The organism is Psychromarinibacter sp. S121 (assembly GCF_049801035.1).
GTDB lineage: Bacteria > Pseudomonadota > Alphaproteobacteria > Rhodobacterales > Rhodobacteraceae > Psychromarinibacter.
Map to the genome: position 1 here is coordinate 759,247 of NZ_JBNAGE010000003.1, position 26,795 is coordinate 786,041.

Below are 26,795 nucleotides of genomic sequence, written 5' to 3' on the forward strand. Positions count from 1 at the left end.
AGGACAGAGAGGAAGCCCTCATGAAACGATCCACCGTGAACGAGATCCTGAAGGACGGCGACGCCTTCATCCGGTCGTTCGGCTATATCATGCCCCCCTTCGCCTACTGGACGCCCGAAGAGCTGAAACGGCGGGTGGCCGAGGATTCCCCGATGGTGCGCGATCATGCGCTGGGCTGGGACATCACCGACTACGGGCAGGGCAAGTACGATGACATGGGCCTGTTCCTGTTCACCGTGCGCAACGGGACGAACGACAACATCCCGCAGGGCAAGGGCATGCTATATGCCGAGAAGATCATGATCTCGGGCGAAGATCAGCTGTCGCCGATGCACCGGCACAACCTGAAGACCGAGGACATCATCAACCGTGGCGGCGGGACGCTGGTGCTGGAGCTGTTCAAGGCGAAGGCGGACGGCTCGGTCGACGAGAACGCCGAGGTCCGCGTGCTGACCGACGGGCGCGCGCGGGTGATGGAAGCCGGCGGCCTGCTGAAGCTGAAGCCCGGCGAAAGCGTCACGCTCGAGACCGACACGTGGCATGCGTTCTGGGGCGAGGGCGGCCGCGTTCTGATCGGCGAAGTGTCGAACGTGAACGACGACCGGACCGACAACGTGTTCCGCGAGCCCATTGGCCGATTCTCTGAGATCGAGGAGGACGCCGATCCGGTTCACCTTCTCGTTTCGGATTATGACAAGTGGCTGGGCTGACGTTCGCCTGCCGCGCGAAACATCACGTGGTGGCGCGCCGCGAGCGCGCTGCCACATCTTGTGAATTCGTACCGTTCTTTGGATTAAGCCAAAAACCCCGGCGGGGGATTCCCGCCGATGGCCTGACCATAGGGTAGACGGACCGGATCGTTTTTGGCACAGGATTTCCCTTGCCGGGGGTTGGCCCGGTGCTGCCAAAGTTTGCCAATGATCCGTTCCATGTTGAGAGCCGCGACGCTGTTCGCGGTGCTGACCGCCTCCGCCTGCGCTGCAAGCAAACCCTACGAAACGCCTGACGTCCCGCCGATGCGCTGGGACTTCCGCCCGGAAGCGACCGAGTGGACGATGGCGACGATGGGCGCGCTGGAGACCCACGGAGCGGTGCTGTCTCAACTGGTTCCCGAAGACATCGACCAGTGGTGCCCGGCCTATCGCGCGGCGCCGGTGGAACAGCGGCGGGCCTTCTGGGCCGGCCTGTTCTCGGCGCTCGCGAAGCATGAGAGCCGCTGGACTCCCGATGCCTCGGGCGGCGGCGGCAAATGGCTGGGCCTGCTGCAGATCGCCCCGGCGACGGCGCGCGGCGTGGGCTGCAAGGCGCAATCCGCCTCGGCCCTGTTCGACGGCGCGGCGAACCTAAGCTGCGGCGTGCGGCTGGCGGCCTACGAGATGCCGAACAAGAACCGCATCCTTGGCGGGCCGGGCCACTGGGGCGGCATTTCCCAGCACTGGGCGCCGTTCCGGTATCCGGACAAGGTGGAAGACATGCGCAGCTGGATCAGCTCGCAGGAATACTGCGCATTGCCGCAGAAATAAGACGCGGTCACGCGCGAGGGACAAAAGGGCCGGGGTTCACGCCTCGGCCTTTTTCTTTTGGGTCGGGGCAGGGGGCCTCCCCTGAAACGAAAACAGGCACCCGAAGGCGCCTGTGCATCGTGTCTGCCGATGGGCCGGACCCTTACTTGGTCGAGGGCCCGATCATCATGACCATCTGGCGGCCTTCCATCTTCGGCATGTTCTCGACCTTGCCGAGTTCCTTCACGTCTTCGGCGACCCGCTCCAGCAGTTCACGCCCAAGGTTCTGGTGCGCCATCTCGCGGCCACGGAAACGAAGCGTCACCTTGACCTTGTCGCCGCCCTCGAGAAACCGGAAGACGTTTTTCATCTTCACATCGTAGTCGTGCGTGTCCGTGTTCGGGCGGAACTTGACCTCTTTGACTTCGATGGTCTTCTGTTTCTTCCGCGCTTCCGATTCACGCTTCTGCTGTTCGTACTTGAACTTTCCGAAGTCCATGATCTTGCACACCGGAGGCGTGGCGTTCGGGGAGATCTCGACAAGATCGAGGCCCGCCGCTTCGGCAAGGGCCATGCCCTTTTGCGGCGTAACCACCCCGACGTTCTCTCCCTCGGCGCCGATCAGGCGGATCTCGGGCGCGCGGATCCGGTCGTTGACGCGAGGCCCGGTGTCACGGGTCGGCGGGGCATTGTGGGGTCTGCGAGCGATGGTCGTGCATCCTTATGTCGTTGCAGGAAAGTCAGGCATAGAAGATACGGCTTGGAGGGGTCCGTTTCAACTGCCATTTCGTTCCGCGTGGCCTTTGTTCCTGCGCTTTCCGACTTGAAAGCGCTGAACACCGCTTCATTTCAATGCTTCGACACGAAACGCGTTCGGAATATCAGCGGGGAGTTCCTTTTATGGAAAAGAGTTGGATCATCGGAGCCCTTGTCGTGGCCGCGGCCATCGGCGGCTTCGCGTATTTCCAGGTACAGGATGAAGAGCCTGTTGCGGCGATGGACGAGCCCGGCGAAATCGCCGCGGCGCCCGAGATGACCGAGGAACCGGCAGCCGAGGAAGAAACCGCTGCCGCTGACGAGGAAGCGGAGGCGGAAGAGCCTGCGGCGACCGAGGAAACGGCTGAGGCCGAGGAACCTGCGGCAACCGAGGAACCTGCGGCAACCGAGGAAACGGCTGAGGCCGAGGAGCCTGCAGCGACCGAGGAAACGGCTGAGGCTGAGCAGCCTGCGGCGACCGAGGAAATGGCTGAGGCTGAAGAGCCTGCGGCAACTGAGGAAACGGCTGAGGCTGAGGAGCCTGCAGCGACCGAGGAAACGGCTGAGGCGGAAGAACCCGCTGCGACCGAGGAGATGGCTGAGGCCGAGGAGCCTGCGGCGACCGAGGAAATGGCCGAGGCTGAAGAGCCTGCGGCGACCGAGGAAACCGCTGAGGCGGAAGAGCCTGCGGCGGCCGAGGAAATGGCTGAGGCGGAAGAACCCGCTGCGACCGAGGAGATGGCTGAGGCGGAAGAGCCTGCAGCGACCGAGGAAACGGCTGAGGCCGAGGAGCCTGCGGCGACCGAGGAAACCGCTGAGGCGGAAGAGCCTGCGGCGACCGAGGAAACCGCTGAGGCGGAAGAGCCTGCGGCGACTGAGGAAACCGCTGAGGCGGAAGAGCCTGCGGCGACTGAGGAAATGGCTGAGGCGGAAGAGCCTGCGGCCACCGAGGAAACGGCTGGGGCAGAAGAGCCTGCGGCGACTGAGGAAACGGCTGGGGCCGAGGAGCCTGCGGCAACCGAGGAAACCGCTGAGGCGGAAGAGCCTGCGGCGGCCGAGGAAATGGCTGAGGCGGAAGAACCCGCCGCCACGGAAGAACCCGCCGCCGTCGAAGAGACTGCCGAAGCCGAAGCGCCTGCGGCCGATGAAGAAGTTGCCGGTGCGACGACCGCCGAGGAAGACCCGATCAGTACTGCGGCGTCCGAGGTGATCATGGGCGAGGCGGCAGAACTGCGCGATCAGGCTGACGAACTGATGACGAAGGCCGAAGAGATGCGCGCCGATGCTGCGGCGATGGAAGAAGCGGCGACGGCCCTGGCGGATACGGCGGACTCGATGGAGGAAACTGCTGCCGAAATGGCCGCCGGTGCCAGCGATGCGGCGGCGGATGAAGAGACCGCCTCGGAGGAAAGCGCCGCGGAAACCGGGGACGAGGCCGCTGCCTCTGACGAACCGGCGTCCGACGCGTCTGCCGAAACCGACAGCACTGACGCCGATCCGGCAGAGATCTTCACTGTCGAGGGCTTTGATCGTGACGAGGTTCTGGCGACGATCCAGGGCTCGGATCTGGACGCCGAGCAGAAAGAGACGCTGACCACGGCCATCGAAGAGGCCGGGGATGACGAGGCGGCGCTTTCGGATGCGCTCGAGCAGGCCCGCGAGGCGCTTGATATGTGACGGGATCGGATCGCTGTGCGATCCGACCGCCGCCCGGAGCCTGACAGCTCCGGGCGTTTTGCGTTTATGGGTGAGCGCAGGCGACGGGTCGGGCGATCAGCCCACGGCGGCGAGCGCCCTGCCGATGACCTGACCCGCATTGGCCGCATGGTAGCGCGGGCGCGGGGGGTGCTGCTCGGTGTCCGTGTGCCGGTCCAGCCAGCGGTGCGCCTGCAACTGCTTCAGCGATAGCGACAGCGCCCGGTCGGTGATTGGCGACAGGTCGGCGCGGATCTCGCCGAAATAGCGGGGCCGCTGGCAGGCGACGAGGATCGGCACTGTCCACGTGCGGCGCAGCAGGGCCGCGTCTTCGTCTCGCGAACCTGCGCCTACGATGCGTCCCGCGATAGCGGCGATCCGGATCCCTTCGGGCGTCAGCCGGAATTCGGGCCGCAGCGGGTGGCCATGGCCTGGGTTGCGCTCTAGCAGTTTCAACTCGATCAGGTGCGACAGGCTTTGGGCGAAGGCGGTCCGGCTTGCGCCCGTGGCGGCCAGAAGTGGCGCCTGCCGTCCCGGCGTGCCTGCGTCAAGGCAGGCGAGGATGTTCAGGGCCCAGGCGCGCGCGGTCAGCTTGACAAGAATCTCAATGTCCATAAAGTATAGTTACTATATTTTCTGAATTAAGGGAATCCCCATGGCTGCCGTTACCCTTGAGAACACGATTACCCTCGCGATGTCGGTGAAGGACCGCCACGTCAGCGCGAAATGGTATCTGGATATGCTGGGCTTCGACCTGATCTACCATGCCGACGATGCAGGCTGGACCGAGCTTCAGACCAAGACCGACGGCGTGACCCTTGGCCTTGGCGAACAGGCGTCGCCCGCGCCGGGCAATATGGTGCCCGTGTTCGGTGTTGCCGACATCGACGCCGCCCGCGCCGCCTTGGAGGCGGAAGGGGTGCGGTTCGACGGGCCGACCGAGGTGATCGAGGGGATGGTCAGCACCGCGACCTTCTACGATCCGGACGGAAACGCGCTGATGCTGGCGCAGGACCTGACCGGCGGCTGAGGTGAGACCCGGAAAAGAAAAACCTGCCCGGCGGTGACGCGGGGCAGGTTTGGAATATCACGGTCGACGCCGAGGCGCCGGGAAGGATCAGCCGACGAAGGCCTTCTCGACCACGTATTCGGCAGGCTCGGAGTTCGCGCCTTCCTTCAGGCCGAAGCCTTCAAGGATTTCCTTCAGATCGGTGTTCAGCCCCATCGAGCCGCAGACCATCGCGCGGTCGGTCTCGGCGCTGATGCCCTCGATCCCCAGATCCCTGAAGATCTCGCCCGAGCGCAACAGGTCGGTGACCCGGCCCATCTTCGGGCTCTCTTCGCGGGTGGTGGTGGGGTAGTAGACCAGCTTGTCGGCGAAGTTCTCGCCGATCACCTCGGCCAGCATCTCGTCGGCACGGACGCTTTCCACCAGCTCGCGGCCATAGGTCAGCTCGGCCACCTCGCGGCAGGTGTGGGTCAGGATGATCTGGTCGTAGCGCTCGTACGTCTCGGGCTCGCGGATCAGCGAGGCGAACGGCGCGATGCCGGTGCCGGTCGCGAAGAACCACAGCCGCTTTCCGGGCAGCAGCGCGTCATGCACCAGCGTGCCGACGGGCTTGGGCCGCAGGATGATCTCGTCGCCTTCCTTCAGGTGCTGAAGCTTCGAGGTCAGCGGGCCGTCCTGCACCTTGATCGAATAGAATTCCAGCTCTTCGTCCCACGCGGGCGAGGCGATGGAATAGGCGCGCAGCAGCGGCTTCTGCTTGCCGGTCTCGGGGTGCGGATCCCCCATCAGGCCGATCATGACGAATTCGCCCGAGCGAAACCGCAACGAGGCGGGGCGGGTGCAGCGGAACCGGAACAGGCGGTCGGTGTAGTGCTGGACCTCTGTCACGGTCTGCGCGTCCGGCAGGGCGGGTACTTTCTGGGCGGCGGCTTGGGTCACGGGTTTTTGCTCGGTCATGTCTATCTCATCCATGGCCTTACGGCCGTGTGAATCCTTAATCCTTGATGCAGGTCAGATGGAAGGCGTCAATCAGGCGCGCAGGCGAGATTGATAGTCATGCGCCTTCCATTCGGCGCGGCGGAGCCACTGATCCTCGGGCTGACGGGTGGCAAGGTCAAGGTCGATCTCGACCTCGTCAAAACCAACGCGGCGTGCCATCGCGTACTGATCGGCGATAACGTGACCCTTGGCGCGCAGACGGCCGGTGTAGCCCATCAGGCGCAGGCGGCGCGCGATCGTAAAGCCGCGACCGTCCGCGAAGCTGGGGAAGTCCACGGCCACAAGCTTCAGCTGGTCCAGCCGGTCGCGCAGCACTTCGGGGTCGGCGTCCGAGGGCAGCAGCACGGCGGCGGCGCCGGTGTCTTCGGGCGCGGCCAGTTCGCCATTCCAGTCGTCGGCGGCAAAACCGCCATCGGTCACGATAACGCTCATTGTCGTCTCCTCTTGCGGCGTCGCTTCGCCCTCAGTCCCTTCGGCGACCCGGCGCACGGGCTTGCCATTGATGAAGTGGATCCCGCATTCCACCTTGTCCTTGCCGCGCCAACGCCCGGCACGTTCGTCCTCGCCCTCGGCGACCTTGCTGGTGCAGGGCTTGCAGCCGATCGAGGGATAGCCCTGCGACACCAGCGGATGCCGGGGCAGGCGGTTGTTGATCATGTAGTCGCGGACATCGTCCTTGGCCCAGTGGGCCAGAGGGTTGACCTTGATGCGGATGTCGCCCTCGTTCTCGAAGAACTCCAACGCGGCGCGCTGGCCGCCCTGGAACCGCTTGCGGCCGGTGATCCACGCGTCGAACGGCGCCAGCGCGCTGGCCAGCGTCTGCGTCTTGCGCAGGTCGCAGCAGGCGTCCGGGTCGCTGAGATGCAGCGCCCCGAAGCGGTCGAGTTCGCGGATCTTCTCGGGGTCGGGACGGATCGAGCGCACGTCGGTCAGGCCCAGCTTCTCGGACACGTCCAGCTGGTACTGCAACGTCTCTTCGAACAGCATCTGGGTGTCGATGAACAGCACCGGGGTGGTGCGGTCCATCACCGAGATCATGTGCAACAGCACCACCGACTCGGCGCCGAAGGACGACACCAGCGCGATGTTTCCGACCTGCGCGTCGGACAGGGCACGTTCCAGCACCGCGGTCGCGCCGTGGTGCCGGTAGCGTTCGTTCAGATCCCTGACCCGGTCGGCGACCGGTGCAGAGGCTGGATCAAGCGGCACGGCTCTTCTCCTCGGCCGGGTAGAGGGCCGCCTTGAAAGGCGCCATACCGACACGTTTGTAGGTATCCAGGAACGTCTCGTCCGGGCTTTCGCGCTCGTCGAGGTAGGTCTCGACAAGGGTCTCGATGGCGGGAACGATCTGATCGTAGGCGAAGCCGGGGCCGGTCCGCGTGCCGATTGCCGCGTCCTCGGTTCCGTCACCGCCAAGGGTGATCTGGTAGTTCTCGACGCCGGCGCGGTCCAGCCCCAGAATGCCGATGTGTCCGACATGGTGGTGGCCGCAGGCGTTGATGCAGCCCGAGATCTTGATCTTCAGCGGACCGATGTCGTGCTCCATCTTCAGTTCGTCGAACCGGGTCGCGATCTGCTGCGCCACCGGGATCGAGCGGGCCGTCGCCAGCGCGCAGTAATCCATGCCGGGGCAGGCGATGATGTCCGAGATCAGGCCGATGTTCGCGGTGGCCAGCCCGTGCTGCTGCAGCCGTGCATGGATCGCGGGCAGGTCGGACTTGGCGACATGCGGCAGGATCACGTTCTGCTCGTGGCTGATGCGAAGCTCGTCCGAGGAATACTCGGCGGCCAGCGCCGCCATCTCGCGCATCTGCTCGGCGGTGGCGTCGCCCGGAGTCTCACCATGCGCCTTCAGCGAAATCGTCAGCAGCGCATAGCCGTCGACGGCGTGCTCGGCCACGTTGGTGTCGACCCACGCCCGGAACACCGGGTCGTTGTCATAGGCGGTGGTGAAGCCCGACAGGTCGCGCGCCGGAAGGTCGGGGCGGGCGAACTGCGCCTTGATCTCGGCCAGCAGTTGCTGGTCGGCGCCGCCGAACTGGCCGCGCAGCAGCGCGAAGCGGTCCTCGACCTGCGCCTTGAACTCGTCCAGCCCGTTCTCGTGAACGGTGATCTTGATGCGCGCCTTGTACTTGTTGTCGCGGCGGCCCAGCAGGTTGTAGACGCTGACGATCGCCTCGCAATAGGGCAGCAGGTCATCCTTGGGCAGGAAGTCGCGGATCACCTTGCCGATCATCGGCGTCCGGCCAAGGCCGCCGCCCACCAGCACGCGGAAGCCGGTATCGCCCGCGTCGTTCTTCACGATCTCAAGCCCGATGTCATGCGCCTTGACCACGGCGCGGTCGTTCGGCGCGCCGGTGACGGCGATCTTGAATTTGCGCGGCAGGAACTGGAATTCCGGGTGGTCGGTGGACCACTGGCGCAGCAGCTCGGCGTAGGGGCGGGGATCCTCGATCTCGTCGGCGGCGGCCCCGGCGAAATGGTCGGCGGTCACGTTGCGGATCGTATTGCCGCTGGTCTGGATGGCGTGCATCCCCACGTCGGCCAGCGCGTCCAGCATATCCGGCACGTCCTTCAGCAGCGGCCAGTTGTACTGGATGTTCTGACGCGTGGTGAAATGGCCATAGCCCTTGTCCCAAGTCTCGGCGATGTAGGCGAGCTGGTTCATCTGGCGGCTGTTCAGCGTGCCGTAGGGCACCGCCACACGCAGCATATAGGCGTGCAGTTGCAGGTACAGGCCGTTCATCAGGCGCAGCGGCTTGAACTCGTCCTCGGTCAGCGAGCCGTCGATGCGGCGCTCGACCTGGGCGCGGAACTGGGCCACGCGCTCGCGCACGAAGGCTTCGTCGAATTCGGTATAGCTGTACATGGCTTTACTGCTCCGCCTGTTTGCCGTGGGCGTAGTTCGAAGGGCCGCGGGTGCGGAACACCTCGCGGAAGTGGATGGGTTCGGGGCCATCGGGACCGGCCTTGGCATCGGCGAGATAAGCGCCGACGATCTCGTCCGCGCGGGCGCTGGCGTCGACCAGACGGATCTGCGCGTGCGCCTCGTCCTCGATCAGTTCGGCCTGCGCGTGGTCGCGGGTCCAGGTGTCATCGGCGGTCAGATAGACGACATCGCCCTCGAGCAGGGCGTTGGCGGTGACGACCTTGGGGGTGAATTGGCGGCTCATAGGGCCATCTCCTGTTCGAATGCGGTGGCTTCGGCGCGCGCCCGGCGCGGCGCGATGCCGTAAAAGGTAAGGACGGGGCCATCGAGCGGCGTGTCGGCCAGTGCGTCGGCCATGTCGCCCAGCGTCGCCTCGACCACGCGCTGATCCGGGCGCGAGGCGTTTTCGACGAAGCTGACGGGCGTGGCGGGATCGGCGCCGTGCATCATCAGGCGGCCCTGCACGAAGCGGGCGGCGCGCTTGCCCATGTAGACAGCGGCGACCTCGCCGGGGCGGGCGAGCGCGCGCCAGTCCTGCTCGGCAAAGCCCTTCATGTCGTGACCGGTCATGAAGCGCACCGACGAGTTGCGCTCGCGCTTGGTCAGGCTCTGGCCCAGGCCGGCGATGGCGGCAGAGGCGGCGGTGATGCCGGGGACGATGCGCCAGTCGATACCGGCGGCCTCGACGGCCTCGATTTCCTCATCCAGTCGCCCGAACACTGTGGGGTCACCGGACTTGAGGCGGACAACATGCGCGCCTTGCGACGCGTGTTCCACGATGGCGGCGTTGATGTCGTCCTGCGAGGCCGAGGGGCCGAAGCCGGTCTTGCCGACATCCACCAGCAGCGCCTCGCGGCGGGCGAGTTCAAGGATCTCGGGCGCGACCAGCCGGTCGTGGATCACCACGTCGGCCTTGTCCAGCGCCACGCGGGCTTTCAGCGTCAGCAGTTCCGGGTCACCCGGACCGGCGCCGACGAAATCGACATGCCCCGCCTGTTCGCCGCGCGACAGGTGACGGTCCAGCAGATCCTCCAGCGCGGCCCGCGCGCCGTCTTCGCCCTCGGCTTCGTAGGCGCGGGGGCCGGCGTCGAAGTAGTAGTCGCCCCAGAAGTCGCGGCGCGCGCGGCCCATGGGCAGGCGCTCGGCGGCCGGGCGGAACAGCTTGCCGATCTTCGCCAGAAGGCCCAGCACCGGCGGCAGGCGCTCTTCGAGGTCGCGCTTGATCGCGCGCGCCAGCACGGGGGCGGCGCCCTCGGTCCCGATCGCCACGGTCACCGGGTCGCGGTCGACGATGGCGGGGGTGATGAACTCGCTGTCTTCGAGGTTGTCCACGATGTTGACCAGCGCGCCCTCGGCGTCCGCGATGGCAGCGGTGCGGGCATCCTCGACGCCATCCTCGTCAGCGGCATAGAACAGGGCGGCGCCGGACACGTCGCCTTCCTGCAGCGAGCGGTCGGTCAGCACGATACGGCCCTCGGCGGCCAGCGCACGCAGATCGGCGCAGGGCTCGGCGGCGAAAACACGCAAGGTCGCCTCGGTCTTCATGAGAAGACGAAGCTTGGCCAGCGCCGCCTCGCCACCGCCCGACAGGACGACGGTGCGGCCGCGAAGGTTGAGGAAGATCGGGAAATGCTGCATCTGCACGGTCCACTCGTTCACTTGCGCTCAATATAGGAAATTTTCCCTTGGCGGCGCTATCGGTCGGTGCGAATAAGGACACCTGTTCCGGGTTGCGGAGGGATTGGAACGCATGTCGCAGCAAAATGGTGAATCCAAGATGCCCGTTCGTCTGGATGCTCTGGATCGGAAAATTCTTTCGGCCCTGCAGGAGGACGCAAGTCAGTCGCTGGACGAAATCGCCAAGGAAGTCGGGTCTTCCAAGACCCCGGTGTGGAACCGCATCCGCAAGATGCGCGAGGCCGGGGTGATCGGTCGGCAGACCGCGATTCTGGATCCCGAGGCGCTGGGCCTCGGCACCTGTTTCTTTGTCCTCATCCGCACCAGCGAGCACGAGGCGGAGTGGCAGGACCGGTTCCTCGCCGTGCTTCGCGCGCGCCCAGAGGTGCTGGAAGCGCACCGGCTGGCGGGCGAGATCGACTATATCCTGAAGGTCCGCGTGGCGAACGCGAAAGCCTATGACGACTTCTATCAGGCGCTGATATCAGAGGTGCGGATCTACAACGTGACCGCGTTGCTTTCGATGGAAGAGATCAAGTCGACGACGATCCTGCCGGTCTGATCCGCTAAAGCTTGCCCGCGCCAAGCGCCTCGAACACCGGGGTCAGCTTCTGCGCCAGCCCGGCGGACAGCCCGTCGCGGATCGTCGCCGCATCGCCCGCGCCAAGCCCCGAGTCCTCCCAGATGACCAGCCGTCCCGGAGGCCCGAGACGGCCGATGGTCGGCTTGTACAGCGAGGCCCAGATGAAGGCGCTGTTCGGCCCTTCCGAGCCGCGGATGTAGAAGGTCAGGTGAACCGGCGCTTCCATCCCGGTGTCGCCGGTCGGTTCAAGATAGACGTCAGAGCCAAAGCCCCACTCGGTCCGCCCGAGATCCAGCAGCGCGAGACCCTGCGCCTGCGCCAGCGAGGCGACCGAGGCCGACAGCCGGTCGCACATATCGACGGCGAAGGCGACGCGGGTGAAGGTGATGCACTGGGTGATGACGCCGTCGAAGCCCGCGGCTTTGCCGGGGGTCAGTACGCGCTCTTGCGCGGTGGCGGCTGTCGACAGGCACAGCGCGGCGAGCGCGAGGAAAAGTCGTTTCATGTCAATGTCTCCGGATCCTATTGCTTAAGACCTTAAGCGGAGACGCGCAGCCCTGTCAGCCCGTGAAAATGGTACACGTCGCCATAGCGCGGGGTTTCGGTCAGCTTCAGACCGGGCATCCGCTCGAACAGGACGCGCAGGGCGATCTGCATTTCCAGCCGCGCCAGAGGGGCGCCGACGCAGAAGTGGATGCCCGCCCCGAAGGCCGCGTTGGCGCCGGGCGTGCGGGAGGGGTCGAAGCGGGCAGGGTCCTCGGCCAAAGCCGGGTCTCGGTTGGCTGCGCCCAACAGGCAGGCGATCCGGTCGCCGCGCCCGAAGCGGTGGCCGAACAGCTCGACATCCTCATAGACCTGCCGCGTGAACATATGCAGCGGCGCATCATAGCGCAGAATCTCTTCCACCGTCGCCTCGACCCAGTCGGCGGTCAGGAGCTTCGCGTCAGTCCGATGCTCCAGCAGCGCCTTCACGCCGTTGCCCAGCGTGTGCACCGTCGCTTCGTGGCCCGCGTTCAAAAGAAGGATGCAGGTGGTGATCAACTCGTCCGTCGACAGGCGTTCGCCGTTTTCTTCCGCCGCGATCAGCTGGGTGATCAGGTCGTCGCGCGGGTCGGCGCGGCGGCGTTCGACATAGTCGCGCATGAACGCCGCGAAATCGGCCGAGGCGGCGACGGCGGCATCTTCCACGGCGCGGTCGCGGCGGGCCTGATACATCGACACCATCGCGTTGGACCACTGCAGAAGGTCCGGCGCCATGCTGTCGGGCACCCCCAGCAGACGCGCGATGACGATGACCGGGACCTGCGTGCAGTAGGTTTGCAGCAGGTCGATTTCCCCAGCCGGAAAGCCGTCGATCAACCGGTGGCACAACGCCTCGATCTCGGGCCCCAGCGCCGCGATCCGGCGCGAGGTGAAGGCGCGCACCACCAGCCCGCGCAGGCGGGTGTGGCGCGGCGGTTCGAGTTCAAGCATCGAGTGCGCCTCGATATCGTAGAACGGCGCCAGCCGGTCCGGGATCGCGGGCGCCAGTTCCGCCGGAACTTCACGCCCCAGCCGCCGGTCCCGCAGCAGGGCGTTCACCTGGGCATAACCGGCGGCGACGGGCATGTCGTAATCCTCCCAGAACACCAGCGGCCCCATCGGGCGCAGGCGGTCATAGAAGGCATAAGGGTCCTGCACGAAGGCAGGGTCCGTTGGCGACTGGCTGATGCGGGGCAGGGTGGTCATGGCGCAGAGCCTTCGGCGAAGCCGCTTTCCAATGCAAGCGGGCGCGACTAGAAAAACCGGATGACGCAAAGGTACAGGCGCAGAGGCCTCACCGTGGCCGGGTTTCTCGTCTTCGTGGCGGTCATCGCCGCGGGGGCGTGGTGGGTCGCGTTCACCTCGGCGCTGGACCAGTTGCGCGAACGGGGCGAGGCCGACCTTGCGCTGGCGGCCGACCGGCTGACCGGGCAGTTGCAGCGGGTGCGCGATCTTGCCGTCGTCATCGCCGATCATCCGGTGCTGAAGCCGCTGGTGCTGGGAGAGGGAGGTGATCCCGACATCGCCGACGCCCAGTTGCAACGGTTCGCGGACCGGTCCGTGGGGCAAAAGCTGTGGATCGCCGACGCCTCGGGCTGGGTGCTGGCCGCGTCAGACCGCGCAGCGGCGCGCTTCGTCGGCGGCACCCGCGCGTTCGAGAGGGCGCTGGACGGCGCGTTGGGAACCGCCACCGGCGTCGATCCCGACAATGGCCAGCGCTATTATATGTTCGCGGCGCCGGTGTTTTCCCAGGCCGGGCCGGTCGCGGGTGCGGTGCTGGTGCGCCTGAATATCGCCGAGGTGGAATGGAACTGGCCGTCCGATCCGTCGCCGGTGTTCTTCACCGACGAGATGGGCGTCGTGATGGTGTCGAACCGGCCCGACCTCGTGCTGACGGTCCGCACCCCCGGCACGAATGGCGCGCTGCCCGACGAGGTCTATGCCGGCGCTATGTTGCGGCCGTTCCCCGACCGGCGCGAGTGGGACGTGCGCGCGCACGAGTTGTGGGAACTGGAAGACCGGCCCGACATTCCGCGCCGCGCGCTGCACCTGTCGCGCGATCTGCCGACCATCGGCGTGGCGGCCGAAATCCTTGTCAGCCTCCAGCCCGCCCTGCGGCTTGCCTGGTTGCAGGCGGCGGTGGCGGCGGCGGTCTGTCTGATGTTCGGGGCGGTGCTGTTCTACATCGCCGAACGCCGCCGCGCCCTGTCGCAGCGGCTGGAGGTCGAAGAACGCGCCAACGCGGAACTCGAAGCGCGGGTGGCCGAGCGGACAGAGGCGCTGTCGCTGCTGAACGAGGACCTGCGCCACGAGATCCAGGAGCGGAACGAGGCCGAGGCGGCGCTGCGGCAGGCGCAGGCGGAACTGGTGCGCGCGGGCAAGCTAAGTGCGCTGGGCCAGATGTCGGCGGGCATCAGCCACGAACTGAATCAGCCGCTGATGGCGATCCAGTCCTTTGCCGAGAACGGCTCGATCCTGCTGGAACGCGGCAAGACCGAGAAGGCGGGCGAGACGCTGGGCCGGATCTCCGACATGGCGCAGCGGATGGCGCGGATCATCCGTAATCTGCGCGCCTTCGCCCGGCAGGAAACCGCGCCCGCGACCCGCGTCGGGCTGGCGGCGGTGGTGGAAAGCGCGCTGGAGATGCTTGGCCCTCGGATCGCCGACACCGGGACGCGGATCGACTGGAAGCGTCCCAACGGTCCGTCGGTGGTGATGGGCGGCGAGGTGCGGTTAAGCCAGGTGGTGCTGAACCTGCTGTCGAACGCGATGGACGCGATGGGAGAGGTCGAGAACCCGATGATCCGTATCCGCATCGAACAGGCGGATGAAGCCGTGCGGCTGATCGTGCAGGACAATGGCCCCGGCATCTCGGAGCCAGAGCGCATCTTCGATCCGTTCTACACCACCAAGGAAGTCGGCGGCGAAGGCATGGGGTTGGGGCTTTCGATTTCCTACGGGCTGGTGCAAAGCTTCGGCGGCCGCCTGACCGGAGAGAACGCGCCCGGCGGCGGCGCGATGTTCACGGTCGAACTGGACCGGGCGGAGGAACTGCAATGACGCGGCGGGTGCTGCTGGTCGACGACGATGCCGCCGTGCGCGAGGCGCTGGGCCAGACGCTGGAACTGGCCGAATTGCAGCCGATCACGGCGGGCTCTTTCGTGGAAGCCAAGGACAACATCACGCCCGCGTTCGAGGGGGTCGTGGTCAGTGACATCCGGATGCCGGGGCGCGACGGGTTTCACCTGCTGGAATATGCCCATGGGGTCGATCCAGACCTGCCGGTGATCCTGCTGACCGGCGAAGGCGACATCCCGATGGCGGTGCGCGGCATGGCGGCCGGGGCCTTCGATTTCCTCGAAAAGCCATGTGGTCCCAAGGATCTGTTGGCGGTGGTCGAGAAGGCTTTGAAGACCCGCGAACTGGTGCTGGAAAACCGACGCCTGAAACAGCAACTGTCCCGGGGCGATGCGGCGGCGCGGCTGTTGCACGGCCAGTCCGCGCAGGCCGAGGGGCTTCGCGAGCGGGTGCGCGCAGTGGCGCGGACCTCGGCCGAGGTGCTGATCACCGGCGAGCCGGGCACAGGCACCTCGAAGGTGGCCGAAGTGATCCACCTGCTGTCTGGCGCGTCGCAGCGGCCCTTTCAGAAACTGGTCGCCGCCACCCTGACGCCCGAGGCGTTGCGGGATGCCTTCGATGCCGCCAAGGGGGGCACCTTGTTTCTGGACGAGGTCGCGACCCTGCCTCAGGCGACGCAGTTCCTCGCGCTCGATCTGATGGAAAACGCGCCGTCTGCGCGGGTAGTGGCGGGGACGTATCGCGACCTTGAAACAGAGGCGCGCGAGGGCCGGTTCAATCCGGACCTCTACTACAAGCTTGACGTGATGCGGGTGCGCATCCCGTCGCTGCGCGAACGGACCGAGGACATCCCGATCCTGTTCCGCCATTACCTTCAGCTTGCCTGTGAACAGGCGGCGCTGCCGATGCCGGACATCACGCCCGACCTGGGCGCGCGGCTGATGGCGCAGGACTGGCCCGGCAACGCCCGGTCGCTGATGAACGCGGCGATGCGCTTCGCGATGGGGCTGGGCGAGGCGGAGACGGAAGAGGAACTGGGCCTGAACGAGCGATTGGCGCAGGTGGAACGGTCGATGCTGATCGAGGCGCTCCAACGTCAGCACGGCAACGCGACCGAGGCGGCGCAGGTGCTGAAGCTGCCCCGCAAGACGTTCTACGACAAGCTCGCCCGTCACAACCTTCGGCCCGAAGACTTCCGCTGACTCGCTGCATCGCGGCGCCCGTCGAAGTGTGCGGAATCCCGCACAAACCGCCCAGGGCGCTGTGCGGAGTTTCACCCATTCCCAATTGCGCCATCTGCCATGTGTTCAGGGAATGGCTCTCAGGGCGCTGAAAATTAACAGAAAATCTGCGTTGTCACGAAAACGCGAAGTTCCGCTTGTGCGGATTTTCGCTGGCGGCTTTCTATCCGTCGAGGCCCGGACACGGGCCCTCGGAGGACAATCACTATCCATATCGGGAGGAATACCGAGATGAAATTCGTCGCCAAGGCCGCCACGGCCGTCGCGCTTGTTCTGGCCGCTCAGGCCGCCACCGCGCAGGAAAATGCCTGCGATGACGGCGAGATCGTCGTCAAGTTCGCCCACGTGACCAACTCGGACAAGCACCCCAAGGGCATCGCTGCCTCGCTGCTGGCCGAGCGCGTGAACGCCGAGATGGACGGCACGATGTGCATGGAGGTCTACCCGAACTCCACGCTCTACAACGACGACCAGGTTCTTGAAGCGATGCTGCAGGGCGACGTCCAGCTGGCCGCGCCGTCGCTGTCGAAGTTCGAGACCTTCACCAAGCAGTTCCGCATCTTCGACCTGCCGTTCATGTTCAAGAACATCGACGCCGTCGACGCTTTCCAGACGTCGGAAGCCGGCGTTGCGATGAAAAGCTCGATGGAACGCCGCGGCCTGATGGGTCTGGAGTTCTGGCACAACGGCATGAAGCAGTTCTCGGCCAACGTGCCGCTGATCGACCCGAGCGACGCCGCGGGCCTGAAGTTCCGCGTGCAGCCGTCGGACGTGCTTGTCGCCCAGATGGAAGCGCTTGACGCTTCGCCGCAGCCGATGGCCTTCTCGGAAGTCTACGGCGCGCTGCAGACCGGCGTTGTCGACGGGCAGGAAAACACTTGGTCGAACATCTACGGCCAGAAGTTCTTCGAGGTTCAGGACGGCACCACCGAGACCAACCACGGCGTGCTGGACTACCTTGTGGTGGCCTCGGTCGACTGGCTGGACAGCCTTGACGCGGACGTGCGCGACCAGTTCCTGACGATCCTCAACGAGGTGACGATGGAGCGGAACGCGGCGGTTGGCGAAGTCGACGCCGAAGCCCGCGCCGCGATCCTCGAGGCCGGCGGCGAGATCCGCGAGCTGACCGAAGAGCAGCGCGCGGCCTGGGTCGAAGCCATGAAGCCGGTCTGGGAACAGTTCGAAGGCGACGTCGGCGCGGACAACATCGCTGCCGCGCAGGACATCAACGCCTCGATGTAAGCAGGCATTGCGCGGTCCGGGCCAAATCGTCCGGGCCGCGCCCTTTTCTTTCGATTCCAGTGGGAGGGGGCAGCCATGAGCGGCCATTCCGGGTATCACGCCCGCAGCGCGTTCGGGCGTTTCATCAACAATCTCGAAGAAACCGCGATCGCCGTCCTGCTGGGACTGATGACGCTGGTGACCTTCATCAACGTGGTCCTGCGCTATGTCTTCGGTGACTCGCTGATCTGGGGGCTGGAAGTCACGCTGATCCTGTTCGCTTGGCTTGTGCTGTTCGGTATCAGCTATGGCTTCAAGGTCACCGCGCACCTTGGCGTCGACGCGCTGACCAACCTGTTCCCGCCCAAGGGCCGCAAGGTTCTGGCGCTTGTCGCCGCCGCCTGCTGCCTTGCCTATGCGCTGCTGCTTCTGAAGGGCGCGTGGGACTACTGGGCGCCCTTCGCGGCGTTGCAGCCGACCGAGGGCCGCTGGTTCCCGACGGGTTTCACCGAGGGCGTCCGCGACCGCGCGTTCTACACCACCGACCAGGTGCCGATGCTGGGGATCTTCCGCTGGCTCGAGGACGCGATCAACTATGGCGAAGAGTACGACAAGCTGCCGCGCGTCATCCCCTATGTCATCCTGCCCGTCGGCGCCGCGCTGATCCTGTTCCGCGTGATCCAGGCCACCGTCGGGCTGTTCACCGGCACCCGCGAGTCGCTCATCGTCAGCCACGAGGCCGAAGACGCCGTGGATGCGGCTGCGGCCAAGGCCGAGAAGGACTGAACCCATGGAAGTCTTCCTGCTGTTTCTCATGGTCGTGGGCCTGCTGCTGATCGGCGTGCCGATCGCGGTTTCCCTCGGCCTGTCGTCGATGATCTTCCTGCTGGCCTATTCGGACACGTCGCTCGCCTCGATCGCGCAGTCGATGTATCAGGCGATGGCCGGTCACTATACGCTGCTTGCCATTCCGTTCTTCGTGCTGGCCTCGTCCTTCATGTCGACGGGCGGCGTGGCGCGTCGGATCATCCGCTTCTCCATCGCCTGCGTCGGTCACATGCGCGGCGGTCTCGCCATCGCGGGCGTCTTCGCCTGTATGCTGTTCGCGGCGCTGTCGGGCTCGTCGCCCGCCACCGTGGTCGCCATCGGCTCCATCGTCATCGCGGCGATGAAGCAGGCGGGCTACACCAAGGAATTCGCCGCGGGCGTGATCTGTAACGCCGGTACGCTGGGCATCCTGATCCCGCCGTCCATCGTTATGGTCGTCTACGCCTCGGCCACCGACGTGTCGGTGGGACGGATGTTCCTTGCGGGCGTCATTCCGGGCATCATGGCGGGCCTGATGCTGATGATCACCATCTACGTGATGGCCGTCATCCGCGGCATGCCCAAGGGCGAATGGGCCGGTTGGGGCGAGGTGGGCAGCGCCTTCCGCGACGCCTTCTGGGGCCTGATGCTGATCGTCATCATCATGGTCGGGATCTACGGCATCCCCGGCGTGACGGGCGCAATCTTCACGCCCACCGAAGCCGCCGCCGTCGCCTCGATCTACGCCTTCATTATCGCGATGTTCGTCTACCGCGACATTGGCCCGCTGGCGGCGAAGGACCACGAGGTGACCTCGTCCGACTATCTCGAGACGGCCAGCCACTCGCTGAACGCCGCCGCGACGCCGGACATCGCCATCCCGCGCAAGTCCAACCTGATGCAGAAGCCATGGGCACTGATCACGGCCTTCTTCCACAAGGACACGAAGGACACGCTGTTCGAGGCCGGCAAGCTGACCATCATGCTGATGTTCATCATCGCGAACGCGCTGATCCTGAAGCACGTCCTGACAGACGAGCAGATCCCGCAGCAAATCGCGTCCTCGATGATCTCTGCCGGTTTCGGTCCGATCATGTTCCTTGTGATCGTGAACGTGATCCTGCTGATCGGCGGTCAGTTCATGGAGCCGTCGGGCCTGATCGTCATCGTCGCGCCGCTGGTGTTCCCGATCGCGATCGAGCTGGGCATCGACCCGATCCACCTTGGCATCATCATGGTCGTGAACATGGAAATCGGCATGATCACACCGCCGGTCGGTCTGAACCTCTTCGTCACCTCGGGTGTCGCGGGGATGCCGATGATGCGGGTGGTGAAGGCGGCGCTGCCGTTCCTCGCCGTGCTCTTCGTGTTCCTGATCCTGATCACCTACGTGCCGTTCCTGTCGACATGGCTGCCGACCAGCCTGATGGGACCGGAGATCATCACGAACTGATGCGCGCGCCCGGCGCACGGGCTGCACTGAAAACAATTCGCGGCGCCTCGGTAACGGGGCGCCGCGATTGCTTTGCGGGGGGCTGCCTTCGGGGCGTCAGGCCGGGCGACGCCGGCTTTCGAACCGGGGCAGCATGGCCGAGAAGTCCTTGCCCGCGCCGTCCTCCTGTTCGACGAAATCGGCGTATAGCTCGGTCGCGCGCAGGCCCATCGGCGTATCGGCGTCGACCGCCTCGGCGGCCTGCTGCGACAGGCGCAGGTCCTTCAGCATGAGGTCGGCGGCAAAGCCCGGGGCATAGCCGTTGTCGGCGGGGCTTTTCGGGCCGATGCCGGGGGCGGGGCAGTAGGCGTTCATCGTCCAGCTGTAGCCCGACGAGGTCGACACCACGTCGAACATCGCCTGCCGGTCGAGGCCCAGCTTGTCGGCCAGTGCGAATGCCTCGCAGGTGGCGATCATCGTCGCGCCAAGGATCATGTTGTTGCAGATCTTCGCCGCCTGTCCATTGCCCGAGGGGCCGCACAGCACTGCCTTCTGGCCCATCACGTCGAACAGGTCTGCCACGGCGGCAAAGGCGGTGTCGGAACCGCCGACCATGAAGGTCAGTGTTCCCGCCGCCGCGCCGGTGATGCCGCCGGACACCGGCGCGTCAAGCGGCTGAAGCCCCGCGGCTTCGGCATCGGTCGCCACGGCGCGGGCGCTTTCGACGTCGACCGTCGAGCAGTCGAGGAACACCGCGCCGGAATGCATCGCGGGAATGATCTCTGCCGCGACGGTTTTCAGGATCGCGCCATTGGGCAACATGGTGATCACCACGTCCGCGCCGGTCGCCGCCTCGGCGGCGCTGGCGGCTTTGGCGACGCCCTCGGGCGGTTCCGCCGCAAGGTCGAAGCCGGTGACCGTGTGCCCGGCGGCGACGAGATTCGCGGCCATCGGGCCGCCCATGTTGCCAAGGCCGATAAAGCCGATCTTCATGCCGTGTCCTCCCAAACCAGCGCATTCTCTTCAAGCGCCGCAAGCATCGCGTCCACTTCGTCTTTCGTGACCCCGTCCGGCGTCTGCCGCCATTTGGGCGAGCGATCCTTGTCGATCAGCGCCGCGCGCACGCCTTCAAGGAAATCCGACTGGCCAAGCGCGCGCCACGTGAAGGCGAACTCCAGATCCAGCGCCTGCCTGATCCCGGCATCCGCTTCCCGCAAACGGCGCAGCATCTCCAGCGTGCAGGCCATCGACAGGGGAGAGCCTGTGGACAGCGCCTTGGCGGAGCGCTCGTCGGTGGTGCAGGCGATGATCTCGGGCAGCGTCCCGTCAAAGCAGGTGTCGATCCAGTCCTGCGCCGCAAGAGCCGAGGTCGGGGCAGGGGCCGCCGCTTTGGCCACGGCATCGATGTCGCCTTGGCAAAGCGCGTCTTTCAGGCTGTCCCACCGCTCGGCAGGGACATAGTGATCGGCGAAGCCGCAATGGATCGCGTCGCCCGCGTCCATCCGGTGACCTGTCAGGCCAAGGAACTCTCCAAGCCGGCCCGGTGCGCGGGACAGCAGAAGCGAGCCGCCCACGTCCGGGATCAGCCCGATGGCGCATTCCGGCATCGAAATGCGACTGCTGTCGCAAACGATCCGGTGCGAGCCGTGGCAGCCGATGCCGACCCCGCCGCCCATGACGAAGCCATGAAGAAAAGACACCACCGGCTTGCCGTAGCCCGCGATCTTTGCGTTCATCCGGTATTCGTCGCGCCAGAAGGTGCGGGCATAGTCGTGGTCGCCCGCGATGCCGCGCCGGTAGATCTCGGCCACGTCGCCCCCGGCGCAAAAGGCCTTCTCGCCCTCGGCCTCAAGGATCACCAGCGACACGGCGTCGTCCCCGGCCCACGCATCCAGCGCCTGTTCGATGGCGATGGCCATATCGTACGTCAGCGCGTTCAGCGCGGCGGGACGGGTCAGGGTAATGCGCCCGGCGGCGCCGTCGATCCGGGTCGTGATGTCGGTCATGCAGTCTCTGCCAGCAGCCCGCGCGCGACGATGACGCGCATGATCTCGTTGGTGCCTTCAAGGATCTGATGAACCCGCAGGTCGCGGACGATCTTCTCGATCCCGTAGTCGGCCAGATAGCCATAGCCGCCGTGCAGTTGCAGGCATTGGTCCGCCACGCGGCTTCCCGCCTCGGTCACGAACTTCTTGGCCATCGCGCAGAACTTCGTCGCATCCGGCGCGCCGTTGTCCAGCTTCCACGCCGCCTGCCGCAGGAAGGTGCGGGCAGCCTGCAACTCGATCTCCATGTCGGCAAGGCGGAACTGGAGCGCCTGAAAGCGGTCGATGGTCTGCCCGAAGGCGCTGCGCTCGCGCATGTAGGTCAGCGTCGCTTCCAGCGCCGCCTGCGCCGCACCCAGCGAGCAGGCAGAGATGTTCAGCCGCCCGCCATCCAGCCCTGCCATTGCGTAGGAAAAGCCCCGGCCTTCCTCGCCCAGCAGATTGCCCGCCGGCACGTCGCAATCGTCGAACTGCACCTGCGCGGTGGGCTGCGATTTCCAGCCCATCTTGCGCTCGGGCGCGCCGAAGCCAAGGCCGGGGGTGCCGTCCTCGATCACGATGGCCGAGATGCCCTTGGGCCCGTCCGCCCCGGTGCGCACCATGCTGAGATAGAGGTCGGAATAACCGCCGCCCGAGATGAAGGCCTTGGCGCCGTTCAGGCGATAGCCTTCGTTGGTGCGCTCGGCCTTGGTGCGCAGCGCGGCGGCGTCAGAGCCGGACCCGGGCTCGGTCAGACAGTAAGAGCACACCTTCTCCATCGTCACCATGTCGGGCAGCAACCGCGCCTTGAGGTCGTCAGAGCCGTATTTCTCGACCATCGCCGCGCACATGTTGTGGATCGAGAGGAACGCCGCGACAGAGGCGCAGGACCGGCTGAGCGCCTCGAAGACCATGGTGGCGTCGAGACGGGACAGACCCGAGCCGCCATTCTCTTCGGACACGTACAGCCCGCCAAAGCCAAGTTCCGCCAGCTTCGGCCACAGGTCGCGGGGGATTGTGCCGTCTTCCTCCCACTGCGCCGCGAAGGGCGCGATATGTTCCTCTCCGAAGGCGCAGGCCATGTCGAAGATTGCCGTCTGTTCCTCGGTCAATGCAAAATCCATCCGCTCCTCCCCAGCGCACAGGTCGGAACCGGTTTCCGACAGTGTGATGAATTTTGCAAGCTTCGGGCGGTGCGGCGCATTCGCCGGGCGGGATTGGCGCCTAAAGATCGGCGGTGAATTCCTCGGCCATCGCCGCGATCACCGCCTGCATCGCACGGGTTTCGTCGCCGTGGATTTCCAGTTCTGCCGACCGGATCGCCCGCTGCCGGTCGGCGCCGTTGCCCAACTCGACGATGTCGCGCGCCGCCTCGATCTCGGCGAGGCAGGACAGCGCCTCTGCGTCCTCGGCCAGAAGCTCGATGAACTCTTCGATCAGCTCGGCATAAGGCACCACCTCGCCCCGGCCGAAGTCGATCAGTCCCTCTGCCATGCCGTATCGCTGCGCGCGCCAACGGTTCTCGCCCACAAGAAAGCGGTCGTAGATGCGCCAGCGCTGGTTGCGTTGCCGCAGCCGCCACAGCATCCGCATGGTGGCCTGCGTGAGCGCAGCGATGGTCAGTGCGTGTTCAAGCCGGGGAGAGTTGTCGCAGACCCGCGATTCCAACGTCGGGAAGCGGCAGGAGGGGCGCAGGTCCCACCAGATCTTTGTGGCGTCCTCGATGGCGCCGGTGCGCACGATGGCGTCGACCGAGCGCTGGTATTCGCCGAAGCCGGAGAACCGGGGCGGCAGACCGGTGCGGGGCAGGTTGTCGAAGATCGTCAGGCGATAGCTGGACAGGCCGGTGTCCTCTCCCCGCCAGAACGGCGAAGAGCAACTCAGCGCCAGAAGGTGCGGCAGGAAATACGACACTTGATTCATCAGGTCGATGCGCAGCTCGTCGTCCTCGATACCGACGTGCACGTGCATGCCGGAAATCAGCAGACGCCGCGCGACCCCGGCAAGGTCGTGTTCCAGCAGGTTGTACCGTTCCTTGTCGGTGTGTTGCTGCTTGCGCCACTCGGCGGTGGGGTGGCACGAGATCGCCAGCGGCGACAGCCCGTATCGACCGGCCACCTCGGCGACGGTGCCGCGAAGCTTGCGCAGGTCCTCGCGCGCCTCGGCGATGGTGGCGCAGACACCTGTTCCGACCTCGACCTGACAGCGCAGAAACTCGGGGGAAACCTTGCCGCCCAACGCGTCGCTGCAATCCTGCATAAGCTCTTCCGGCGCGTCGGCAAGTTCCAGCGTCTTGCTGTCGACGAGGAGATACTCTTCCTCGATTCCAATCGTGAAACTGGGATTGGTCATGAAATTCCCCCGCCGGTACGGGAAGTTAAGCAGACGGAGACAAACCGCGCAAGTTCTGGCGGCTGTCGCCTGAAACTGCGTTTAGCAACAACTATAAGGCGAATTACCTTGAGTTAGCGCACCTCCTTTTCAGAGAATGGCACAGGTTTCGACCCAATCCGGCCACGATCAGCCGGCAGTTTGATCAACAGGATGCGGCAGAGATCAAAGAACATGCAGACCAACCACGACATCTCTTCGAAGTTCGGGAGCATTGCCTGCCGCATTGTGCCTGATGGGTACCGCGTGCGCGAGCTTGCGCATTTCCATCGCAACAACATCCGGGCCGAGATCTCTTTGCGCATGGCGGGCGTCACGCTGATGCTGACCGCTACCATCGCGTGGAACTACGGCCCGCTCGCATCCAGCGATGTCGGTGCGGTGTTCCGGGGGATTGCGGCCTGCTCGATCCTGTCCGCCGGGCTTCTTTGCTTTGTCGCCGCGCGGCGCGGGTTCCGCAAGGAATTGCAGCTTGACCTGAAGCGCCGCCTGCTGGTCATCCGCCGCGTGAGTTCCAGCGAGCGTCAGCAGACCATCGCGAACGTGCCGCTGGAAGAGATCGAAAGCCTGTACGTGCGCCGCCCCGAAGCGGGCGAGACCGGGTCGACGCTGATGATGCGCGCCGCCGACGCCGAGGTTGCGCTGATGCGCGGCCCGCAGGACGAGATGACCGCGCTGCACCGCCAGCTTGCCCGCGACATCGTATCGACCATGGGCAGCCAGTCCCGCGATGCGGCCGAGCCGGTGATTTACGAACGCAAGATCACGCCGCGCCGCATCCAAACCGCGCCGCGCGAGTTCGGAACGATGAAGGTCGTCGATCAGACGGCGCGCTTCGTCAACTCGTCCAGAGACGCCACGTCCAGACCCAGCACGCTGAGCACCTCGGCCTCGTCTTCCAGAATGACGGGCACCACCGAGGTTCCGACGTCTTCCCAAGACCGCATGATGAGACGTCCGACTTCTTTGGACGGTCCGGTCGGCGTGTAATAGACCAGCAGCGTCTCGGGGCCGGGCAGGAACGCGTCGGCCTTAAGCGCCTGCATCTCGAACAGACGCGTATAGTCACGCTCGTATCCGGTCAGCTCGGACATATCGACAAGTTGTTTCTGCCCGGGCCGATAGCCCGGATCGCGCAGATAACGCTCGATCGCCTCGAAACTCTCGTCAAGCAGTCCAAAGCCCGAATAACGGACATGAACGAGACCGAGATCTTTGTAGATCTTGTATGTGACAGGCATGGCAGTTGCCCTGGCAGAAGCAGCATCACCCGGCGGAAACGACCGGGTGACGCATCTCTTAACATTTAAAGAGACCTTACTCCATGGCTTTGAAGTTGAATTCGCCGCCTTCCTTAATGCCCGAGAACCAGCGCGCGGTCACAGTCTTCGTCTTGGTGTAGAACCGGAAGGCGTCGGGGCCGTACTGGTTCAGGTCGCCGAAGGCCGATTTCTTCCAGCCGCCGAAGGTGTGGTAGGACAGAGGGACCGGGATCGGGAAGTTGATGCCCACCATGCCCACGTTGACCCGGTGCGCGAAGTCGCGCGCGGTGTCGCCGTCGGCGGTGAAGATCGCGGTGCCGTTGCCATAGGGGTTGTCCATGGTCAGCTTCAGCGCGTCCTCGTAGTTCTCGGTCCGCACCTGGCTGAGGACCGGGCCGAAGATCTCTTCCTTGTAGATGTCCATGTCCGGCGTGACGTTGTCGAACAGCGACGGGCCGACGAAATAGCCGTTCTCGTACCCCTGAAGCGAGAAGTCGCGGCCGTCCACCACGAGGTTCGCGCCTTGCTCGACGCCCGAGTCGATCAGGCCCAGAATGCGCTGCTTGGCCTGCTGGGTGATGACGGGGCCATAGTCCACGTCCTCGCCGGCGGTGTAGGGGCCGACCTTCAGCTTCTCGATGCGCGGCAGCAGTTTCTCGATCAGCGTGTCGGCGGTCTTCTGACCCACCGGCACGGCGACCGAAATCGCCATGCAGCGTTCGCCCGCCGCGCCGAAACCGGCGCCGACCAGCGCGTCCGCCGCCTTGTCCATGTCGGCATCGGGCATGATGATCATGTGGTTCTTGGCGCCGCCGAAGCACTGGGCGCGTTTGCCGTTGCTGGCGGCGCGGCCATAGATGTACTGCGCGATCGGGGTCGAGCCGACAAAGCCAACGCCCGCGATGGTCTCGTTGTCGAGGATCGCGTCCACGGCTTCCTTGTCACCGTTGACCACCTGCAGCACCCCATCGGGCAGCCCGGCCTCTTGCAGCAGCTCTGCAAGCCGCAGCGCGGTCGAGGGGCAGCGCTCGGACGGCTTCAGGATCATCGCGTTGCCGCAGGTCAGGGCCGGGGCCATCTTCCACAGCGGGATCATCGCGGGGAAGTTGAAGGGCGTGATGCCCGCAACGACGCCCAGCGGCTGACGCATCGAGTAGAGGTCGATGCCCGGGCCGCCCGCGTCGGTGAACTCGCCCTTCAGCAGCGACGGCCCGCCCATGCAGACCTCGACCACTTCCAGCCCGCGCTGCACGTCGCCGCGCCCGTCGGGCAGGGTCTTGCCGTGCTCGCGGCTGACCAGCTCGGCCAGCTCGTCCATGTGTTCGTTGATCAGAGCGCCGAACTTCATCATCACCCGCGCGCGGCGCTGCGGGTTGGTGTCGCCCCATTTCACCTGCGCCTCGGCGGCCCGGGCGACGGCATCGTTCATTTCCTCGACGGTCGCCAGCGGGACCTTGGCCTGAACCTCGCCCGTGGCGGGGTTGTAGACGTCGGTGAAGCGGCCGGATGTGCCTTTCACGTGCTTGCCGTCGATCCAGTGGGTGAGTTCCTGCATGTCGTCTCCTCCAGGTAGGGGCGCACGGCCCGCTTTTCGTCGCGCGGACCTTAGTCTTGCAGAAAACCCGCGAAAAGGGGGAGTATGCCAAAAGCGTTTTGCAGAAATGCAG

General features: G+C 65.6%; 25 protein-coding genes and 1 pseudogene. 11 read left to right on the forward strand and 15 right to left on the reverse strand.

Features of this window, described 5'->3' with window-relative positions:
- Positions 1 to 20: 20 nt before the first annotated feature.
- Both ACP156_RS17425 and ACP156_RS17430 read left to right on the forward strand, forming a co-directional pair.
- Positions 21 to 710 carry a D-lyxose/D-mannose family sugar isomerase gene (locus tag ACP156_RS17425; RefSeq protein WP_425052633.1) on the forward strand — a complete coding sequence of 230 codons (690 nt, stop codon included), beginning with the start codon at positions 21 to 23 and terminating at the stop codon, positions 708 to 710.
- A gap of 219 nt (positions 711 to 929) precedes the next feature.
- Positions 930 to 1,523 (forward strand): transglycosylase SLT domain-containing protein, encoded by a 594-nt coding sequence (locus tag ACP156_RS17430; protein WP_425052634.1) that lies wholly within the window; start codon positions 930 to 932, stop codon positions 1,521 to 1,523.
- A 142-nt stretch (positions 1,524 to 1,665) separates the two neighbouring features.
- Here ACP156_RS17430 and infC read toward each other — a convergent pair whose 3' ends face one another.
- Positions 1,666 to 2,211 (reverse strand): translation initiation factor IF-3, encoded by a 546-nt coding sequence (gene infC / locus ACP156_RS17435; protein WP_425052853.1) that lies wholly within the window; start codon positions 2,209 to 2,211, stop codon positions 1,666 to 1,668.
- Positions 2,212 to 2,402: 191 nt separating this feature from the next.
- Here infC and ACP156_RS17440 point away from each other — a divergent pair, with 191 nt between their 5' ends.
- A complete protein-coding gene (locus ACP156_RS17440; RefSeq protein WP_425052635.1) occupies positions 2,403 to 3,935 on the forward strand; it encodes a hypothetical protein in 1,533 nt (510 codons plus the stop codon).
- A 96-nt stretch (positions 3,936 to 4,031) separates the two neighbouring features.
- On the opposite strand, the gene ACP156_RS17445 is transcribed toward ACP156_RS17440, so the two are convergent.
- The gene (locus ACP156_RS17445; RefSeq protein ID WP_425052636.1) at positions 4,032 to 4,568 is read right to left on the reverse strand and encodes a winged helix-turn-helix transcriptional regulator; all 537 of its coding nucleotides are present in this window, start codon (positions 4,566 to 4,568) and stop codon (positions 4,032 to 4,034) included.
- Between the two features lie 40 nt (positions 4,569 to 4,608).
- Between ACP156_RS17445 and ACP156_RS17450 the strand changes: the two genes are divergently transcribed.
- On the forward strand, positions 4,609 to 4,983 hold the full coding sequence (locus tag ACP156_RS17450) for a VOC family protein (RefSeq protein WP_425052637.1): 375 nt from the start codon (positions 4,609 to 4,611) through the stop codon (positions 4,981 to 4,983).
- Positions 4,984 to 5,070: 87 nt separating this feature from the next.
- Here ACP156_RS17450 and ACP156_RS17455 read toward each other — a convergent pair whose 3' ends face one another.
- The 6 genes and pseudogenes from ACP156_RS17455 to cysG all read right to left on the reverse strand — a co-directional run bounded on the left by ACP156_RS17455 (position 5,071) and on the right by cysG (position 10,528).
- Entirely contained in the window at positions 5,071 to 5,919 is an 849-nt protein-coding gene (locus ACP156_RS17455) for a ferredoxin--NADP reductase (RefSeq protein WP_425052638.1), read from the reverse strand.
- A 72-nt stretch (positions 5,920 to 5,991) separates the two neighbouring features.
- Positions 5,992 to 6,393 carry a DUF934 domain-containing protein gene (locus ACP156_RS17460; protein ID WP_425052854.1) on the reverse strand — a complete coding sequence of 134 codons (402 nt, stop codon included), beginning with the start codon at positions 6,391 to 6,393 and terminating at the stop codon, positions 5,992 to 5,994.
- 51 nt (positions 6,394 to 6,444) lie between these two features.
- Positions 6,445 to 7,170, reverse strand: a pseudogene (locus ACP156_RS17465) (phosphoadenylyl-sulfate reductase); the annotation flags it as partial.
- Positions 7,160 to 8,830 (reverse strand): nitrite/sulfite reductase, encoded by a 1,671-nt coding sequence (locus tag ACP156_RS17470; RefSeq protein WP_425052639.1) that lies wholly within the window; start codon positions 8,828 to 8,830, stop codon positions 7,160 to 7,162. The gene ACP156_RS17470 and the pseudogene ACP156_RS17465, both read right to left, overlap by 11 nt.
- A gap of 4 nt (positions 8,831 to 8,834) precedes the next feature.
- Positions 8,835 to 9,134: a DUF2849 domain-containing protein gene (locus ACP156_RS17475; protein ID WP_425052640.1), complete on the reverse strand. Its 300-nt coding sequence runs from the start codon at positions 9,132 to 9,134 to the stop codon at positions 8,835 to 8,837.
- The gene (cysG, locus tag ACP156_RS17480; protein WP_425052855.1) at positions 9,131 to 10,528 is read right to left on the reverse strand and encodes a siroheme synthase CysG; all 1,398 of its coding nucleotides are present in this window, start codon (positions 10,526 to 10,528) and stop codon (positions 9,131 to 9,133) included. Before cysG ends, ACP156_RS17475 begins: the two co-directional genes overlap by 4 nt.
- A gap of 139 nt (positions 10,529 to 10,667) precedes the next feature.
- Here cysG and ACP156_RS17485 point away from each other — a divergent pair, with 139 nt between their 5' ends.
- Entirely contained in the window at positions 10,668 to 11,129 is a 462-nt protein-coding gene (locus ACP156_RS17485; RefSeq protein ID WP_425052641.1) for an Lrp/AsnC family transcriptional regulator, read from the forward strand.
- Positions 11,130 to 11,133: 4 nt separating this feature from the next.
- Here the strand turns inward: ACP156_RS17485 and ACP156_RS17490 are convergent, their stop codons facing one another.
- Both ACP156_RS17490 and ACP156_RS17495 read right to left on the reverse strand, forming a co-directional pair.
- Positions 11,134 to 11,655, reverse strand: a complete 522-nt coding sequence (locus ACP156_RS17490) for a hypothetical protein (protein WP_425052642.1) — start codon at positions 11,653 to 11,655, stop codon at positions 11,134 to 11,136.
- A 32-nt stretch (positions 11,656 to 11,687) separates the two neighbouring features.
- Positions 11,688 to 12,869 (reverse strand): cytochrome P450, encoded by a 1,182-nt coding sequence (locus tag ACP156_RS17495; protein WP_425052856.1) that lies wholly within the window; start codon positions 12,867 to 12,869, stop codon positions 11,688 to 11,690.
- Between the two features lie 102 nt (positions 12,870 to 12,971).
- On the opposite strand from ACP156_RS17495, the gene ACP156_RS17500 reads away from it, so the two are divergent.
- The 5 genes from ACP156_RS17500 (at position 12,972) to ACP156_RS17520 (ending at position 19,472) form a co-directional block, all read left to right on the forward strand.
- Positions 12,972 to 14,732, forward strand: coding sequence for an ATP-binding protein (locus ACP156_RS17500; RefSeq protein ID WP_425052643.1), 1,761 nt, complete (start codon positions 12,972 to 12,974; stop codon positions 14,730 to 14,732).
- The gene (locus tag ACP156_RS17505; protein WP_425052644.1) at positions 14,729 to 15,952 is read left to right on the forward strand and encodes a sigma-54-dependent transcriptional regulator; all 1,224 of its coding nucleotides are present in this window, start codon (positions 14,729 to 14,731) and stop codon (positions 15,950 to 15,952) included. Before ACP156_RS17500 ends, ACP156_RS17505 begins: the two co-directional genes overlap by 4 nt.
- A gap of 270 nt (positions 15,953 to 16,222) precedes the next feature.
- Positions 16,223 to 17,233: a DctP family TRAP transporter solute-binding subunit gene (locus tag ACP156_RS17510; RefSeq protein ID WP_425052645.1), complete on the forward strand. Its 1,011-nt coding sequence runs from the start codon at positions 16,223 to 16,225 to the stop codon at positions 17,231 to 17,233.
- 75 nt (positions 17,234 to 17,308) lie between these two features.
- Positions 17,309 to 17,998, forward strand: coding sequence for a TRAP transporter small permease (locus ACP156_RS17515; RefSeq protein ID WP_425052646.1), 690 nt, complete (start codon positions 17,309 to 17,311; stop codon positions 17,996 to 17,998).
- Between the two features lie 4 nt (positions 17,999 to 18,002).
- Entirely contained in the window at positions 18,003 to 19,472 is a 1,470-nt protein-coding gene (locus tag ACP156_RS17520) for a TRAP transporter large permease (protein WP_425052647.1), read from the forward strand.
- A 96-nt stretch (positions 19,473 to 19,568) separates the two neighbouring features.
- Here the strand turns inward: ACP156_RS17520 and mmsB are convergent, their stop codons facing one another.
- The 4 genes from mmsB to ACP156_RS17540 all read right to left on the reverse strand — a co-directional run bounded on the left by mmsB (position 19,569) and on the right by ACP156_RS17540 (position 23,827).
- Complete coding sequence (mmsB, locus tag ACP156_RS17525) at positions 19,569 to 20,444, reverse strand: 3-hydroxyisobutyrate dehydrogenase (RefSeq protein ID WP_425052648.1); 876 nt, start codon at positions 20,442 to 20,444, stop codon at positions 19,569 to 19,571.
- A complete protein-coding gene (locus ACP156_RS17530) occupies positions 20,441 to 21,457 on the reverse strand; it encodes an enoyl-CoA hydratase/isomerase family protein (protein WP_425052649.1) in 1,017 nt (338 codons plus the stop codon). The genes mmsB and ACP156_RS17530 overlap by 4 nt, the downstream gene beginning before the upstream one ends.
- The gene (locus ACP156_RS17535) at positions 21,454 to 22,599 is read right to left on the reverse strand and encodes an acyl-CoA dehydrogenase family protein (RefSeq protein WP_425052650.1); all 1,146 of its coding nucleotides are present in this window, start codon (positions 22,597 to 22,599) and stop codon (positions 21,454 to 21,456) included. Before ACP156_RS17535 ends, ACP156_RS17530 begins: the two co-directional genes overlap by 4 nt.
- A 100-nt stretch (positions 22,600 to 22,699) precedes the next feature.
- Positions 22,700 to 23,827, reverse strand: coding sequence for a carboxylate-amine ligase (locus ACP156_RS17540; protein ID WP_425052651.1), 1,128 nt, complete (start codon positions 23,825 to 23,827; stop codon positions 22,700 to 22,702).
- Positions 23,828 to 24,019: 192 nt separating this feature from the next.
- Here ACP156_RS17540 and ACP156_RS17545 point away from each other — a divergent pair, with 192 nt between their 5' ends.
- Positions 24,020 to 24,856 (forward strand): hypothetical protein, encoded by an 837-nt coding sequence (locus ACP156_RS17545; RefSeq protein WP_425052652.1) that lies wholly within the window; start codon positions 24,020 to 24,022, stop codon positions 24,854 to 24,856.
- A gap of 327 nt (positions 24,857 to 25,183) precedes the next feature.
- Here ACP156_RS17545 and ACP156_RS17550 read toward each other — a convergent pair whose 3' ends face one another.
- Positions 25,184 to 26,683 carry a CoA-acylating methylmalonate-semialdehyde dehydrogenase gene (locus tag ACP156_RS17550; protein WP_425052653.1) on the reverse strand — a complete coding sequence of 500 codons (1,500 nt, stop codon included), beginning with the start codon at positions 26,681 to 26,683 and terminating at the stop codon, positions 25,184 to 25,186.
- Positions 26,684 to 26,795 lie beyond the last annotated feature (112 nt).

Bases quoted from the DNA above. Each gene is read 5' to 3' on its own strand.
- ACP156_RS17440 (WP_425052635.1), top strand. From the start codon at position 2,403: ATGGAAAAGAGTTGGATCATCGGAGCCCTTGTCGTGGCCGCGGCCATC.
- ACP156_RS17470 (WP_425052639.1), bottom strand. From the start codon at position 8,830: ATGTACAGCTATACCGAATTCGACGAAGCCTTCGTGCGCGAGCGCGTG.
- ACP156_RS17520 (WP_425052647.1), top strand. From the start codon at position 18,003: ATGGAAGTCTTCCTGCTGTTTCTCATGGTCGTGGGCCTGCTGCTGATC.
- ACP156_RS17545 (WP_425052652.1), top strand. From the start codon at position 24,020: ATGCGGCAGAGATCAAAGAACATGCAGACCAACCACGACATCTCTTCG.
- ACP156_RS17475 (WP_425052640.1), bottom strand. From the start codon at position 9,134: ATGAGCCGCCAATTCACCCCCAAGGTCGTCACCGCCAACGCCCTGCTC.
- ACP156_RS17430 (WP_425052634.1), top strand. From the start codon at position 930: ATGTTGAGAGCCGCGACGCTGTTCGCGGTGCTGACCGCCTCCGCCTGC.
- ACP156_RS17540 (WP_425052651.1), bottom strand. From the start codon at position 23,827: ATGACCAATCCCAGTTTCACGATTGGAATCGAGGAAGAGTATCTCCTC.
- ACP156_RS17490 (WP_425052642.1), bottom strand. From the start codon at position 11,655: ATGAAACGACTTTTCCTCGCGCTCGCCGCGCTGTGCCTGTCGACAGCC.
- mmsB (WP_425052648.1), bottom strand. From the start codon at position 20,444: ATGAAGATCGGCTTTATCGGCCTTGGCAACATGGGCGGCCCGATGGCC.
- ACP156_RS17535 (WP_425052650.1), bottom strand. From the start codon at position 22,599: ATGGATTTTGCATTGACCGAGGAACAGACGGCAATCTTCGACATGGCC.
- ACP156_RS17460 (WP_425052854.1), bottom strand. From the start codon at position 6,393: ATGAGCGTTATCGTGACCGATGGCGGTTTTGCCGCCGACGACTGGAAT.
- ACP156_RS17505 (WP_425052644.1), top strand. From the start codon at position 14,729: ATGACGCGGCGGGTGCTGCTGGTCGACGACGATGCCGCCGTGCGCGAG.
- ACP156_RS17455 (WP_425052638.1), bottom strand. From the start codon at position 5,919: ATGACCGAGCAAAAACCCGTGACCCAAGCCGCCGCCCAGAAAGTACCC.
- ACP156_RS17425 (WP_425052633.1), top strand. From the start codon at position 21: ATGAAACGATCCACCGTGAACGAGATCCTGAAGGACGGCGACGCCTTC.
- ACP156_RS17510 (WP_425052645.1), top strand. From the start codon at position 16,223: ATGAAATTCGTCGCCAAGGCCGCCACGGCCGTCGCGCTTGTTCTGGCC.
- ACP156_RS17450 (WP_425052637.1), top strand. From the start codon at position 4,609: ATGGCTGCCGTTACCCTTGAGAACACGATTACCCTCGCGATGTCGGTG.
- ACP156_RS17550 (WP_425052653.1), bottom strand. From the start codon at position 26,683: ATGCAGGAACTCACCCACTGGATCGACGGCAAGCACGTGAAAGGCACA.
- ACP156_RS17445 (WP_425052636.1), bottom strand. From the start codon at position 4,568: ATGGACATTGAGATTCTTGTCAAGCTGACCGCGCGCGCCTGGGCCCTG.
- ACP156_RS17485 (WP_425052641.1), top strand. From the start codon at position 10,668: ATGCCCGTTCGTCTGGATGCTCTGGATCGGAAAATTCTTTCGGCCCTG.
- ACP156_RS17530 (WP_425052649.1), bottom strand. From the start codon at position 21,457: ATGACCGACATCACGACCCGGATCGACGGCGCCGCCGGGCGCATTACC.
- cysG (WP_425052855.1), bottom strand. From the start codon at position 10,528: ATGCAGCATTTCCCGATCTTCCTCAACCTTCGCGGCCGCACCGTCGTC.
- ACP156_RS17515 (WP_425052646.1), top strand. From the start codon at position 17,309: ATGAGCGGCCATTCCGGGTATCACGCCCGCAGCGCGTTCGGGCGTTTC.